12 protein-coding genes are annotated in these 13,195 nt (G+C 68.3%); 5 read left to right on the top strand and 7 right to left on the bottom strand.

From position 1 onward, the window contains the following. Positions 1 to 37 precede the first annotated feature (37 nt). Positions 38 to 1,144 (top strand): glycerophosphodiester phosphodiesterase, encoded by a 1,107-nt coding sequence (locus tag DCO49_RS10710; protein ID WP_116864018.1) that lies wholly within the window; start codon positions 38 to 40, stop codon positions 1,142 to 1,144. 80 nt (positions 1,145 to 1,224) lie between these two features. Here the strand turns inward: DCO49_RS10710 and DCO49_RS10705 are convergent, their stop codons facing one another. Beyond that, positions 1,225 to 1,995: a rhomboid family intramembrane serine protease gene (locus DCO49_RS10705; RefSeq protein ID WP_116864017.1), complete on the bottom strand. Its 771-nt coding sequence runs from the start codon at positions 1,993 to 1,995 to the stop codon at positions 1,225 to 1,227. A gap of 107 nt (positions 1,996 to 2,102) precedes the next feature. Continuing rightward, entirely contained in the window at positions 2,103 to 3,065 is a 963-nt protein-coding gene (locus DCO49_RS10700) for a TerC family protein (protein WP_108770554.1), read from the bottom strand. 349 nt (positions 3,066 to 3,414) lie between these two features. Here DCO49_RS10700 and DCO49_RS10695 point away from each other — a divergent pair, with 349 nt between their 5' ends. Both DCO49_RS10695 and DCO49_RS10690 read left to right on the top strand, forming a co-directional pair. After that, the gene (locus tag DCO49_RS10695; RefSeq protein ID WP_116864016.1) at positions 3,415 to 4,584 is read left to right on the top strand and encodes a class I SAM-dependent rRNA methyltransferase; all 1,170 of its coding nucleotides are present in this window, start codon (positions 3,415 to 3,417) and stop codon (positions 4,582 to 4,584) included. Between the two features lie 62 nt (positions 4,585 to 4,646). Continuing rightward, positions 4,647 to 5,882 (top strand): dipeptidase, encoded by a 1,236-nt coding sequence (locus tag DCO49_RS10690; RefSeq protein WP_116864015.1) that lies wholly within the window; start codon positions 4,647 to 4,649, stop codon positions 5,880 to 5,882. 121 nt (positions 5,883 to 6,003) lie between these two features. Here the strand turns inward: DCO49_RS10690 and DCO49_RS10685 are convergent, their stop codons facing one another. Both DCO49_RS10685 and DCO49_RS10680 read right to left on the bottom strand, forming a co-directional pair. Beyond that, on the bottom strand, positions 6,004 to 7,431 hold the full coding sequence (locus tag DCO49_RS10685) for an amino acid permease (RefSeq protein ID WP_116864014.1): 1,428 nt from the start codon (positions 7,429 to 7,431) through the stop codon (positions 6,004 to 6,006). A 153-nt stretch (positions 7,432 to 7,584) separates the two neighbouring features. Further along, positions 7,585 to 8,580, bottom strand: coding sequence for an aldo/keto reductase (locus tag DCO49_RS10680; RefSeq protein ID WP_116864013.1), 996 nt, complete (start codon positions 8,578 to 8,580; stop codon positions 7,585 to 7,587). A gap of 121 nt (positions 8,581 to 8,701) precedes the next feature. On the opposite strand from DCO49_RS10680, the gene DCO49_RS10675 reads away from it, so the two are divergent. Next, the gene (locus DCO49_RS10675; protein ID WP_116864012.1) at positions 8,702 to 9,604 is read left to right on the top strand and encodes a LysR family transcriptional regulator; all 903 of its coding nucleotides are present in this window, start codon (positions 8,702 to 8,704) and stop codon (positions 9,602 to 9,604) included. A 139-nt stretch (positions 9,605 to 9,743) separates the two neighbouring features. Here DCO49_RS10675 and DCO49_RS10670 read toward each other — a convergent pair whose 3' ends face one another. The 3 genes from DCO49_RS10670 to DCO49_RS10660 are packed head-to-tail and all read right to left on the bottom strand — an operon-like array spanning position 9,744 to position 11,808. Further along, positions 9,744 to 10,193 carry a hypothetical protein gene (locus tag DCO49_RS10670; protein WP_116864011.1) on the bottom strand — a complete coding sequence of 150 codons (450 nt, stop codon included), beginning with the start codon at positions 10,191 to 10,193 and terminating at the stop codon, positions 9,744 to 9,746. Continuing rightward, entirely contained in the window at positions 10,190 to 10,819 is a 630-nt protein-coding gene (leuE, locus tag DCO49_RS10665) for a leucine efflux protein LeuE (RefSeq protein WP_116864010.1), read from the bottom strand. Before leuE ends, DCO49_RS10670 begins: the two co-directional genes overlap by 4 nt. 8 nt (positions 10,820 to 10,827) lie before the next feature. Next, entirely contained in the window at positions 10,828 to 11,808 is a 981-nt protein-coding gene (locus tag DCO49_RS10660) for a LysR family transcriptional regulator (RefSeq protein ID WP_116864009.1), read from the bottom strand. Between the two features lie 92 nt (positions 11,809 to 11,900). On the opposite strand from DCO49_RS10660, the gene DCO49_RS10655 reads away from it, so the two are divergent. Continuing rightward, a complete protein-coding gene (locus tag DCO49_RS10655) occupies positions 11,901 to 12,908 on the top strand; it encodes a zinc-binding alcohol dehydrogenase family protein (protein WP_116864008.1) in 1,008 nt (335 codons plus the stop codon). Positions 12,909 to 13,195 lie beyond the last annotated feature (287 nt).

Here is a 13,195-nt window from a genome sequence, read left to right as displayed (position 1 = left end):
TACTGACCCCCATCACATACCGCTTGGGGAAGTCGCAGTGAAGTCGTGGGGTTGTGCATTGCTGTTGTCGCTGGCCGTGGCACCATCGGTGGCCATGAGTGCTGAAACTTCCACCCCGGCGACCGCGAAGGTCTCGGTCTACGGCCACCGCGGCGCAAGCGCGCTGCTGCCCGAGCACACGCTGGCGGCCTACGCGCAGGCCATCACCGATGGCGCCGACTACATCGAACCGGACCTGGTGATGACCAAGGACGGCGTGCTGGTGGCCCGCCACGAGAACGAGATCGGTGGCACCACCGACGTCGCCGAGCACAAGGAATTCGCCAAGCGGAAGACCACCAAGGTCATCGACGGCGAGACGGTCGAAGGCTGGTTCACCGAAGACTTCACCCTGGCCGAGCTGAAGACCCTCTACACCCGCGAGCGCCTGCCGGAGCTGCGCAGCACCGCGTTCGACGGCCAGTTCCGCATCGCCACCCTGGACGAGATCCTGGCCTTCCTGATGCAGCAGGCCGGCCGCGCCAACCGCGGCATCGGCCTGGTGCCGGAGATCAAGCACCCGACCTACTTCCAGTCCATCGGCCTGCCGATGGAAGACAAGGTGCTGGCCGCGCTGCGCGGCAATGCCTACACCGCCGTCGCGCCGGTGACGATCCAGTCGTTCGAGACCGCCAACCTGCGCTACCTGCGCGGCAAGATCGGCCGTGGCAGCAACATCCGCCTGCTGCAGCTGCTGTGGAAGGGCGATGCCCGCCCGGCCGATGTCGCCAAGGCCGGTGGCACGCTCAGCTATGCGCAGATGATGACCCCGGCCGGGCTGAAGGACATCGCCAGCTACGCCGATGGCATCGGCCCGGAGCTGCGTTCGATCATCCCGCTGGAGGCCAACGGTGCGCTGGGCACGCCGACCGCGCTGGTGCGTGACGCACATGCGGCCGGCCTGATGGTGATCCCGTACACCTTCCGCCCGGAAAACCATTTCCAGGCCAGCGACCTGCGCAAGGGCGCCGACAGCGCGCGCAACCCGGAAGGCTCGATCGCCGAGATGCGCGCGTACCTGGCCACCGGCATCGATGCGTTCTTCACCGATGACCCGGCGCTGGGCCGGCAGGCGGTGGATGGCATGGGCGCCGCAGGGAATTGAGAATCCGGTAGTGTCGGCCGCGGGCCGGCATCCGGTTTGGGGTCAGAGCCCCTTCGGGGATCCGACCCCGACGTGCTGCATCAGCCGCGCGGGTCTTCCGGCCGACGGAACGGGATCACCACGTAATCGTGCCCCTCGCGCGGCTGCCACAGCACCGGCACGCGGCGCGGCGAAGGCGGCTCGAGCTCGTCGTCGGCCAGCGCCTCGACCTCGTCTTCCTCGTCCTCCCAGCTGTAGTGCGGGCGCGGCGTCATTGGGTCGGCGTTGCGGAACAGCAGCGCGGCGATGATGCCGGCGAAGGCGCCGCCCATGTGCGACTGCCAGGACACGCCGTCGGCATGCGGCAGGATGGTCATCAGCATGCCGCCGTAGAACAGCATGCCGATCAGGCCGGTGGCGATCGCCGCGCGGTCACGGCGCAGCAGGCCCAGGCTGGCCAGCAGGAACATCAGGCCGTGGGTCACGCCGCTGGCCCCCAGGTGCACGCTGCCGGGGGTGCCCAGCATCCACGCGCCGATGCCCGAACCCAGCCACAGCAGGGGCAGGGCACGCACGGTGGCCTTCGGGTACACGCTGCCGGCCAGGGTGCCGAGGATCAGGATCGCAAAGCCATTGGCGGCGATGTGTTCGACCGAGGCATGCAGCATCGGCCCGCCGATCAGCCCCAGCAGTCCCTTGGCCTCCAGCGGCGCGACCGCCCACGGCCGCCAGTCGAAGCTGCCCTGCAGGGCGAACACGGCCAGCAGCACCAGTACGGTGGCGAGGCTGACATTGAACGCCCGCAGGATGCGCATGCGGTCGTTGCGGGGGGCCGGCACGTCACCGGCGGGCAGGGGCGTGTTGTTGTCCATACCTCAGCAATGGCGGTGGCTGGCGCGAAACCAAGGCCACCGCTGCGGGAGAGTGGGGGTGGCCGACGGGACAATCCCGCCGGCCGCGCGCTGCAGGCCGGTCAGGCTCAGGCCTGGCCGGCGTCTTCCTTCGGCGGGTACTTCAGGCTGAGCACCACGGTGGCGGCAATGATCGCGGCGACCACGCCCAGCGACACCGGGGTCGGGATCTTGAACAGGTCGATGATCATCATCTTGATGCCGATGAAGCCCAGCACCAGCGCCAGGCCGTACGGCAGCAGGTGGAAGCGGTCGGCCATGCCGGCCAGCAGGAAGAACATCGCACGCAGGCCCAGCACCGCGAACACGTTGGAAGTGAGCACGATGAACGGGTCGGTGGTGATGGCGAAGATGGCCGGGATGCTGTCCACGGCGAAGATCACGTCGGTCACCGCGATCAGGATCAGCACCGCGAACAGCGGGGTGAACCAGCGCTTGCCGTCCTGCATCACGCTCATCGCGTTGCCGGCGTAGTCCGGCAGCAGGCGCAGGTGCTTGCGCATCCAGCGCAGGGCCGGGTTGGTCTCCAGGTCCGGCTCCTGGCCGGCGGCGAACCACATCTTCCAGCCGGTGAAGAGCAGGAAGGCACCGAACACGTAGAGCAGCCAATGGAACTGGCTGATCAGCACGCTACCGGCGAAGATCATGATCGTACGCAGCACGATCGCACCCAGGATGCCGATGATCAGCACCTTCTGGCGCTGTTCCTCCGGCACCGCGAAGTAGCTCATGATCATCAGGAAGACAAAGATGTTGTCCACCGCCAGGGCCTTCTCGACCAGGTAGCCGGTCAGGAATTCCAGGCCGACCTTGTTCGCCACCACCTGGCCGGCGGTCTCGCTGAGGTAGTACCAGAGGCCCGCGTTGAACAGCAGGGCCAGCACGACCCAGCCGATGGACCACCACAGGGCCTCCTTGAAGGTGACCTTGTGCGGTCCGCCATGTCGCATCAACACCAGGTCGACGAGCAGGGCGATGATGACCACCGCCACGAAGCCGCCCCACATCCACACATTACCGATCGTCTGCATTGGGAATATCCGTTGGAAAGATGAATGCCAGGCCGGACGGCGAGGATCTGCAACGGAGGATCGGGAGGGGGATCCAGGGACAGAGCTTCGCCAGTACGGCGAAGGTCTCGCTCGCAACCCCACGCGGGTGGGATTGCCGTTGCACCGGAGCCTGCGGGCTCGAATTGACGGCGACAACGTCTGGGAGCTACTCCCCTTCTGGGGCCGATTCTGCGGCCTGGCCGGGCCGCCGTCAAATGGGCGGCGGCGGGGTCGGACCCCCGAAGGGGCTCCGACCCCTCGTCGTCGCCACACCGGGGTCAAATCCCCTGCGGGGATCTGACCCCGGCCGCCGGTTTACAATAGGCCGATGAATACCCCCCTTCCTGTTGTCCGCCTCAAGAACGCGTGGCGCTCCAGCCACCCGTGGATCTTCCAGAAACTGGTCGAGAAGCCGACCGTCCGGCCCAAGCCCGGTTCCATCGTCGACGTCGTCGGCATCGATGGCGAGTTCATCGGCCGTGGCTTCTACAACGGGCACTCGCGCATCGCCGTGCGCATCCTCGAAACCGACCCGAACGTGCCGGTCGATGCCGGCTGGTTCTCGCGCAAGATCGCCCAGGCGGTTGAACTGCGCCGTGGCGTGCTGAAGCTGGACGCGGTGTCCGACGCCTGGCGCGTGGTGCACAGCGAAGGCGACGGCCTGTCCGGCCTGGTGGTGGACCGTTACAACGACCTGGTGGTGGTCGAATTCTTCGCTGCCGGCATGTTCCGCCACCGCGAGTGGATCTACGACGCCCTGCGCGAACAGTTCCCGGGCTGCCGCTTCCACAGCTTCGCCGACGAACACGTGCAGAAGCAGGAAAGCTTCGACTTCCACGGCAACACCACCACCGAAGCGTCGGTGATCACCGAGTATGGCATCAAGTTCCGCGCCGACCCGGCCGGTGCGCACAAGACCGGCTTCTTCGCCGACCAGCGCGAGAACCGCGAGTGGCTGAGCCAGCAGGTGGAAGGCAAGAGCGTGCTCGACCTGTGCTGCAACACCGGCGGTTTCGCCGTGTACGCGGCCGCGCGTGGTGCTTCGGAAGTGGTCGGCATCGACATCGATGAAGACGTCATCCAGATCGCCAAGGGCAATTCGCGCCTGAACAACGTGCGCCCGAAGTTCGTCCAGTCCGACATCTTCCCGTGGCTGCGCGATGCCGCCAACCGCGGCGAGCAGTACGACGTGGTGATCCTGGACCCGGCGAAGATGACCCGCGACCGCGACCAGGTCATCACCGCGCTGAAGAAGTACCTGGACATGAACAAGCTGGCGCTGGGCGTGGTCAAGCCGGGCGGCCTGTTCGCCACGTTCTCCTGCACCGGCCTGGTGGCCGAGGACCAGTTCCTCGACATGCTGCGCCGCGCGGCCTACTTCTCTGGCCGCACGATCCAGATCCTGAAGGTGGCCGGCGCCGGTCCGGACCATCCGTTCATGGCCCACGTGCAGGAATCGCGCTACCTGAAGGCCGTGTTCTGCCGCGTGGTTGGTTGATTTCAACAAAACGGCGGGCCACGGCGCTATGGTCGGGCTCTTCTCCTCACCGGTGAGAGCCCATGCCGTCGCTGCGTCGCCTGTCCCTGCTGCTTGCCCTGGCGCTGAGTGCGCCGCTGTCCGCCCATGCCATCGAGTTCAGCGCGCAGGAGCTGGCCCGCGCCAAGGCCCTGCAGCAGCGACTGCTCACCCTGGACAGCCACCTCGACACGCCGGCCAACTTCGGCCGCGCCGGCTTCGACATCGAACAGCGGCACGACCACAACGCGCTTTCGCAGGTGGATTACCCGCGCATGGTCGAGGGCGCGCTGGATGGTGGCTTCTGGGCGATCTACACCGATCAGGGCGACCGCACCGTAGCGGCCCACCTGGCCGAGCGCGACCATGGCCTGCAGCGGCTGCTGGAGATCCGGCAGATGCTGGCGGCCAACCCGGAGCGCTTTGAGCTTGCGCTGAGCGCCGATGACGCCGCGCGGATCAAGGCTGCCGGCAAGCGCGTGGTCTACATCAGCATGGAAAACGCCAGCCCGCTGGTGGAAGACCCCAGCCTGCTCTCGTTCTACCACCGCGCCGGCCTGCGCCTGCTGAGCACGGTGCACTTCGCCAACAACGAGTTCGCCGATTCGGCCACCGACCCGAAGGGTGCGGAGTGGAAGGGCCTGAGCCCGGCCGGCAAGGACCTGGTGCGCGCCGCGGTGAAGCTGGGCATCGTCATCGACCAGTCGCACGCGTCCGATGCGGTGTTCGATGACCTGCTGGCGATGATGCCGGTGCCGTTCGTGCTCTCGCACAGCTCGGCCAAGGCGGTCTACAACCACCCGCGCAACCTCGACGATGCGCGCCTGCGCCAGTTGGCCAAGGCCGGTGGCGTGATCCAGGTGAATGCCTATGGCGGCTACCTGATCGACACCGCCAAGACGCCCGAACGCAAGCAGGCCGAAGAAGCGCTGAGCAAGCAGCTGGGCGGCTGGGAAGGCATGACCATCGCCCAGGGCGTTGCCCTGCAGCAGGCCGAGCAGGCGCTGGACCACGAACACCCGGTGCGCCACGCCAGCCTGGACGACTTCTTCGCCCACTTCGAGCACATCCTCAAGGTGGTCGGCCCCGAGCATGTGGGCATCGGCCTGGACTGGGATGGCGGCGGTGGCCTGAGCGACCTGCCCGATGTCAGCCAGCTGCCGAAGATCACTGCGTGGCTGCTGCGCAAGGGCTACAGCGAACAGCAGATTGCCGGCATCTGGGGCGGCAACCTGCTGCGGGTGATGCGCCAGGCGCAGGATTACGCCGCGGGTACGTAGAGTCGAGCCATGCTCGACTGCGCCTTTGTAGAGTTGAGCCATGCTCGACTGCTGTTGGCAGAAGCAGTCGAGCATGGCTCGACTCTACAGAAAGAGCGCCGGGTCGTGCCCGGCGCCTCCTTTACTTCGCGATCAACGCATTGCGGCGGCTGTACAGGAAGTACAGCACCAGGCCGACCACGTTCCACACCAGGAAGTACAGTTGGGTGGTGTGCGGCAGGCTGAGGAACAGGTAGATGCAGCCCAGCGCGGCCAGCGGACCGACCACGAAGGCCAGCGGCGTGCGGAAGGTACGGGCACGGTCCGGTTCGCGCAGACGCAGCACCACCAGGCAGATGCCCACGGCGGTGAACGCGGCCAGGGTACCGGCGTTGGCCAGAGCCGCGATCTCGTCCAGGCGCGCCACGCCGGCCAGCGCCGACACCACCACTGCGGTGAACAGCGTGGTCGCCACCGGCGTGCCGGTGCGTGCGTTGACCTTGGACAGGCCACGCGGCAGCAGGCCGTCGCGGCTCATCACGAAGAAGATGCGGCTCTGCCCGTACAGGAAGGCCAGCAGCACGGTCGGCAGGGCGATGATCGCGATCACGCCGATCACCATGGCGGCGGTCGGATGGCCGAGCTGGCGCATGATCAGGGCGAGCGGTTCAGCGCTGTGGCCGAACACTGCGTAGCTCATCGCACCCACGGCGGCCAGCGCCACCAGCACGTAGACGATGGTGCAGCCGATCATCGAACCGATGATGCCGATGGACAGGTCACGGCCCGGGTTCTTGGTTTCTTCGGCCGCGGTAGAGATCGCATCGAAGCCGTAGAAGGCGAAGAAGATGATTGCCGCCGCCGCCATCACGCCATGCTCGACGCCATCAGGGCCCATCGATTTGGCGAACCCGTACGGCATGAACGGCTGCAGGTTGGCGCTGTCGAAGGCGGGCAGGGCGATGGCCACGAAGATCGCCAGCGCGATCAGCTTGAACACCACCAGGATGGCATTGAGCGTGGCGCTTTCCTTGGTGCCGGCCATCAGCATCAGCGCGACCAGCCAGGTGATGACGATCGCCGGCAGGTTGATGAAGCCACCGGCGACATGCGGGCCCGCAGCGAGTGCGGCCGGCAGCGTGATGTTCCAGCCGAACTGGGTATGCGCCCATTCGAGGAAGCCGACGAAGTAGCCGGACCAGCCGACCGCCACTGTACTGACCACCAGCGAGTATTCGAGGATCAGGCTCCAGCCCACCACCCAGGCGAACACCTCGCCCAGCGCGCTGTAGCTGTAGGTGTAGGCGCTGCCCGCGGCCGGCATCATCGTCGACAGCTCGGCATAGGACAGCGCCGCGCAGGCGCAGACCGCACCGGCGATGGCGAAGGAGATCAGCACCGCAGGACCGGCCAGGTTGGCGCCGACGCCGATGAGCGTGTAGATGCCGGTGCCGACGATGGCACCGATGCCCAGGGCGATCAGGTGCGGCCAGCTGAGGGTCGGCACCAGGCGCCGACCGGCTTCATGGACAGTGACGGAATCTAGCGACTTGCGCCGGAGCAGGGACATGCAGGCCTCGGAAGGGGATGACTTGGAACGACAAGTTCCCGAGTGTGACCGAACGCAGCGCAGCATTACCACTGGCGAGGGTCATACCCGCCGGGGCGCGCGCTTCGCCCCGACCAGGCTGCCGGAATCGGCACAATCCGGCCGAAGCCGCCCCTAGGACTCGATGTTGGCCATGCCACTGACCGAATAACGCTCGCCGGCCGCGGCATTCATCGGGAACGCCGCATCCAGTGCGTCCAGCGTGGCCGCATCCAGTTCGACCTGCAGCGCACCGAGGTTCTCGTCCAGCCGTGCCTGCCGCGTCGTGCCCGGAATCGGCACGATGTGCTCGCCACGCGACAGCACCCAGGCCAGAGCGAGCTGCGAGGCGGCGATGCCGCGTTCGGCGGCCAGCGCCTGCACGGTGTCCACCAGCGCCAGGTTGCGCTGGAAGTTCGCGCCTTCGAAGCGCGGCGAGGTCCGCCGGTAATCGTCGGCCTCGAAATCATCCGGGCTGCGGATGGCGCCGGTCAGGAAGCCACGGCCCAGCGGCGAATACGGCACGAAGCCGATGCCCAGTTCCGCCGTGGTGGCCAGCACCCCGCTCTGTTCCGGCTCGCGCGACCACAGCGAGTACTCGCTCTGCACGGCGGTGATCGGGTGCACCGCATGCGCCCGGCGCAGGGTGGCTGCCGAGGCCTCGGACAGGCCCAGCCAGCGCACCTTGCCCTGTTCCACCAGGCGCGCCATCGCACCCACGGTGTCCTCGATCGGCACGGTCGGGTCGACGCGGTGCTGGTAATACAGGTCGATGTGGTCCACGCCCAGGCGGCGCAGGCTGGCCTCGCAGGCGGCCTGCACATAGTCCGGGTGGCCGTTGACCTGCCGCGCCTGCGGGTCGGAAGGGTCCAGGCCGATGCCGAACTTGCTGGCCAGGAACACCTGGTTGCGGCGGCCGGCAATCGCGCGGCCGACCAGCGCTTCGTTGGTGTGCGGGCCATACACATCGGCGGTGTCGAGCAGGGTCAGGCCACGGTCCAGCGCGTGCTGGATGACGGCAATGGCGTCATCCTCACTGCTGCGGCCGCCGTAGTAGGCGCTCATGCCCATGCAGCCCAGGCCGAGGGCGGACACGGTTGGGCCGGCGGGGCCGAGGGTACGGGTCTTCATGCGGATCTCCTTGGGGGAAGCACCTCGCCCGGATGGGCGGCGGCGTGGGGCTTAGCTTCCTCCTGTCGATCATGCGGATAAACTGCGTACAACCTGACTCACCTTGAAGGCTGGCTTCACAATGGATGCCTCCGCCCCGCTGACGGCCGTGGTCGCCTTCGTCCACGTGGCCGAGCATGCCAGCTTCACCCGTGCCGCCGATGCGCTGGGTGTGTCGACCTCGGCGCTGTCGCAGAGCGTGCGCGCGCTGGAAGCACGGATGGGCGTGCGCCTGCTGCAGCGGACCACGCGGCGGGTGGGCCTGACCGAGCACGGCGCGCGTTTCCTGCAGCGGGTGCGTGGCGGCCTCGACCAGATCGACCAGGCCTTCGCCGAACTGGACAGCGCGCGCTCGGTGCCGGCCGGGCGACTGCGGGTGACCCTGCCGCGCATCGTCGCCGACCGCATGGCGCTGCCGCGGCTGCCGGATTTCCTGGCGCGTTACCCTCAGGTGCAGGTGGAACTGTGCGTCGACCCGGCACTGACCGATCTGGTGGGGGAGGGCTTCGATGCCGGCATCCGCCTGGGCGAATCACTGGCCCAGGGGATGATCGCGGTGCCGGTCGGGCCGCCCGAACGGCAGGTGGTGGTGGCGACGCCGGCCTACTTCGAACGCCATGGCGTGCCGCAGACCCCGCATGACCTGCAGGGCCACGCCTGCATCGTGCACCGCCTGGCCAACGGCCGGCTGATGCCCTGGGAGTTCAGCCGCGAGGGCCACGAGCTGGACGTGGAAGTGAGCGGGCGGCTGGTGTTCAACGATGCCGGCGTCGCCCATCGCGCCGTGCTGGCCGGGCTGGGCATGGCCCAGGGCTTCGCCTCGCTGATGGCCGACGACATCGCCGCCGGGCGACTGCAGAGCGTGCTGCAGGACTGGCAGCCGCCGTTTCCCGGTTTCCACCTGTACTACCCGGCGCGCGAGCAGATGGCGCCCAAGCTGCGGGTGTTCATCGACCACCTGCGCGCGGAACTGCACGATAGGTAGAGTCGAGCTTGCTCGACTGCTCCGCCGCCTTTGTAGAGTCGAGCCATGCTCGACTGCTCCGCCGCCTTTGTAGAGTCGAGCCATGCTCGACTGCTCCGCCGCCTTTGTAGAGTCGAGCCATGCTCGACTGCTCCTTGCATCAGTCGAGCAGGCTCGACGCTACGGTCAGCGGTTCGCCCCCCCGCCAATGGCAGCCGTCTTCCTGCCACGCCTCAAGGTCTTCATTGAACTCCGTGCGCCGCCCATCGCACGCGTGCTCGTAGCTGAAACCGTAGACGCGCGCGCCCTGCGTGGTCAGGTGGTAGCGCCCGTTGCGGCGGCCCTCGATGCGCTCTTCCCACACACTGTCGAACCGGTAGGGCCGGTCTTCGGCAGGCACCGTGGTGTCCTGCGAGACCCGGCGCACACGCAGGCGCGTGGGCTGCCCGGCGTACTGCACATCGGCGCTCCCATCGTCGAGCCAGCGCCACAGCAGGTGCAGGCTGTCGTCGCGGCCGCCGGTCAGGCAGCGATGGTCCTGCGCCGTAGCCGCCGCCGCGGTGCCGGCCAGCAGTACGGCAAACACCAGCACTGCCAGCCGCCGGATCATCCGTTCAACCCCAGGCGGATGCCGAAGCCGAACAGGAACAGGCCGGCCACGCGGCGCAGCACGGTGCTGATGCGCGGATGCCGGATGAGATGGCGGCGGGCCAGGTTGCCCGCGCCGATCAGCAGCGAGCAGTACGCCACGCTGACCACGAAGATGATGCCGGCCAGCGCCGCGAAGGTCGCGATGCCGTGGTGCGCCTTCGGATCGATGAACAGCGGCAGGAAGGCCATGTAGAACAAAATCGCCTTCGGGTTGAGCAGGCTGACCAGGATCGCCTGCTGGAAGTAGCGGCCGGGCTGCATGCGGATCGGGCCGGCGTCACCGCCCTCGTTCTTCGGCGTGCGCAGCAGGCTGATGCCCACCCACACCAGGTACGCGGCACCGAGGTACTGCACCGCGTGGAACACCAGCGGGTTGGCCTTCAGCAGCGCGGCAACGCCGGCCAGCGCCAGCCACATCAGGATCTGGTCACCGAGCAGCAGGCCGGCCAGCGCGGTGTAGCCGCCGCGCATGCCGCCGCGGCCGGTGGCAGTAAGCAGGGTGAAGGTGCCGGGCCCGGGCAGGGCGAGGAACACCAGCACGGCGAGCAGGAACGTCCACAGGTCCTGGATGCCCATCCACGGCATGGCATGGCTCATTGTTGTTGCGGGGGGGCGCCATTGTCGGCCACCGCCGCGGCCGGCGACAGGGGGCCGCCCTCGCCACCGGGCAGGCCGGACAGCAGCGGTTGCAGGTGGTCGCGCAGCTGCGCGTGCAGCTGCCGCACCGCCGGCGAGAACTGCTTGCGGTGCGGGCACACCAGCTGCAGCGGGATGTGGCTGCCGACGCCGTCCAGCAGCACCTGCAGGCGCCCGGCCTGCACGTCCTCGCGCAGGTCCAGCCAGGATTTGTAGGTGATGCCTTCACCGGCCACGGCCCAGCGTCGCACCACGTCTGCATCGTCGCAGACCAGCGGGCCGCGCACCGGTACCACCACGCGCCGTCCCTCGACCTCGAACGCCCAGCGGTCGTGGGTGCGTCCGCCCAGCTGGTACGCCAGGCAGTCGTGCTCGCGCAGGTCCTCCAGCCGTGCCGGTAGGCCACGCCGCTGCAGGTAGGCGGGCGACGCCGCCAGCACGCGGCGGTTGCCCTCCAGCAGCGGCAAGGCCACGTAGCTGGCGTCGTCGAAGTGTCCCAGGCGGATCGCCACGTCCACCGGGTCGCGGAACACGTCGGCCACTTCGTCGGACAGGCGCAGGTGCAGGCGCAGCCGCGGGTGCGCGGCGCGGAACGTGGCCAGCCACGGCAGCAGCAGGTTGCGGCCGAAATCCGACGGCGCCGACAGCTGCAGGGTGCCGTGCAGGTCGGCGTCCTCGCCCTGCACGCGGGCCTGGCCCTCGCGCAGGGTAGCCAGCACCTCCTGCGCGTAGGGCAGGTACAGCGCGCCCTCGCCGGTCAGGCGCAGGCTGCGGGTGGTGCGCACGAACAGGCGCAGGTCCAGCTCGCGTTCCAGCCGCGCCACCGCGGCGGCCACCTGGCCGGGCAGCAGGTCGGCCTCGCGTGCAGCCTGCGAAAAGCTGCCCAGCGCGGCGGTGCGGACGAACAGCTGCAGATCGTCGATACGGATCATTTTCATTGCCGGAGTGAAAGTGCTGACCGATTCTGCGCCTTTCCGGGGAGCCGCGCGCGGCGCACGCTGTGGATTCCTTTCCCCCTTGGACCGCTGCCATGCGCGCCATTGCCTACACCCACGCCGGCCTGCCGATCGATGACCCGCAGGCCCTGATCGACATCGACCTGGACCTGCCGCAGCCGGGCCCGCGTGACCTGCGGGTGGCGGTGCGCGCGGTGGCGGTGAACCCGGTGGATACCAAGGTGCGCCGCAACGCCGCCACCGAGGGCCCGCGCGTGCTGGGCTGGGATGCGGTGGGCGTGGTCGATGCGGTGGGCAGCGAGGTGACCCTGTTCCAGCCCGGCGACGCGGTCTACTACGCCGGCGTGATCGACCGCTCGGGCAGCAATGCCGAATACCAGCTGGTGGACGAGCGCAGCGCCGGCCGCAAGCCGGCCAGCCTCGACGATGCCGCCGCCGCGGCCCTGCCGCTGACCGCGATCACCGCTTGGGAACTGCTGTTCGACCGCCTGCACATCGCCGAGGGCGGTGGTGAAGGGCAGACCCTGCTGGTGATCGGCGCGGCAGGCGGCGTCGGCTCGATCCTGGTGCAGCTGGCACGCACGCTGACCAAGCTGACCGTGATCGGCACCGCCTCGCGCCCGGACACGCAGGACTGGGTGTACGCGATGGGCGCGCACCACGTGATCGACCACAGCCTGCCCCTGACCGAAGGCCTGGCCCGGCTGGGCATCCCGCAGGTCGAGCACGTGGCCAGCCTGACCCACACCGACCAGCATTACGCGCAGATCGTGGAAGTGCTGGCGCCGCAGGGCCAGCTGGGCCTGATCGACGACCCCGGCCAGCTGGACGTGATGGCGCTGAAGCGCAAGGCGCTGTCGCTGCACTGGGAACTGATGTTCACCCGCCCGCTGTTCAAGACCGCCGACATGCAGCGCCAGCACGACCTGCTGAACCGCGTGGCCGAGCTGATCGATGCCGGCGTGCTGCAGACGACGCTGGGCGAGCACTTCGGGCGCATCAATGCCGCCAACCTGCGGCGCGCACATGCGCTGGTGGAGAGCAATCGCGCGAAGGGCAAGATCGTGCTGGAAGGCTGGTAAGGATCCAGGCCAACGGCTGAGCCCCTCGTGGCTGGTCGCGGAAAGCAAATTCCTGCGCTTGGTCGGGCGGGTGGGTTGCGCGGGGGACGCGGTGAATCCGTCCATGGAGGCTTGTCAGCCGCATCCATGCGGCCGACACCCCCGCGCAACCCACCCGCCCGACCTCTGACAGTCTCCGTGCACGTCCAGCCACGGCAAAGAAAAAAGAAGAGCAGAAGCCGGTCGCTTCGCTCGCGTGTCGACACAGGTAGACACCTACCCGGGCCGGCCCCGTGCCGACCAACGGG

The sequence above is a fragment of the Stenotrophomonas sp. SPM genome, from assembly GCF_003105135.1.
Lineage (GTDB): Bacteria > Pseudomonadota > Gammaproteobacteria > Xanthomonadales > Xanthomonadaceae > Stenotrophomonas.
Note: the sequence above shows the minus strand (reverse complement) of the source record. Positions and strands in the feature narration are given on the sequence as shown.

Coding starts and splice junctions, on each gene's coding strand:
- DCO49_RS10705 (WP_116864017.1), bottom strand. CDS start 1,995: ATGGACAACAACACGCCCCTGCCCGCCGGTGACGTGCCGGCCCCCCGC.
- DCO49_RS10700 (WP_108770554.1), bottom strand. CDS start 3,065: ATGCAGACGATCGGTAATGTGTGGATGTGGGGCGGCTTCGTGGCGGTG.
- DCO49_RS10695 (WP_116864016.1), top strand. CDS start 3,415: ATGAATACCCCCCTTCCTGTTGTCCGCCTCAAGAACGCGTGGCGCTCC.
- DCO49_RS10690 (WP_116864015.1), top strand. CDS start 4,647: ATGCCGTCGCTGCGTCGCCTGTCCCTGCTGCTTGCCCTGGCGCTGAGT.
- DCO49_RS10685 (WP_116864014.1), bottom strand. CDS start 7,431: ATGTCCCTGCTCCGGCGCAAGTCGCTAGATTCCGTCACTGTCCATGAA.
- DCO49_RS10680 (WP_116864013.1), bottom strand. CDS start 8,580: ATGAAGACCCGTACCCTCGGCCCCGCCGGCCCAACCGTGTCCGCCCTC.
- DCO49_RS10675 (WP_116864012.1), top strand. CDS start 8,702: ATGGATGCCTCCGCCCCGCTGACGGCCGTGGTCGCCTTCGTCCACGTG.
- DCO49_RS10670 (WP_116864011.1), bottom strand. CDS start 10,193: ATGATCCGGCGGCTGGCAGTGCTGGTGTTTGCCGTACTGCTGGCCGGC.
- leuE (WP_116864010.1), bottom strand. CDS start 10,819: ATGCCGTGGATGGGCATCCAGGACCTGTGGACGTTCCTGCTCGCCGTG.
- DCO49_RS10660 (WP_116864009.1), bottom strand. CDS start 11,808: ATGAAAATGATCCGTATCGACGATCTGCAGCTGTTCGTCCGCACCGCC.
- DCO49_RS10655 (WP_116864008.1), top strand. CDS start 11,901: ATGCGCGCCATTGCCTACACCCACGCCGGCCTGCCGATCGATGACCCG.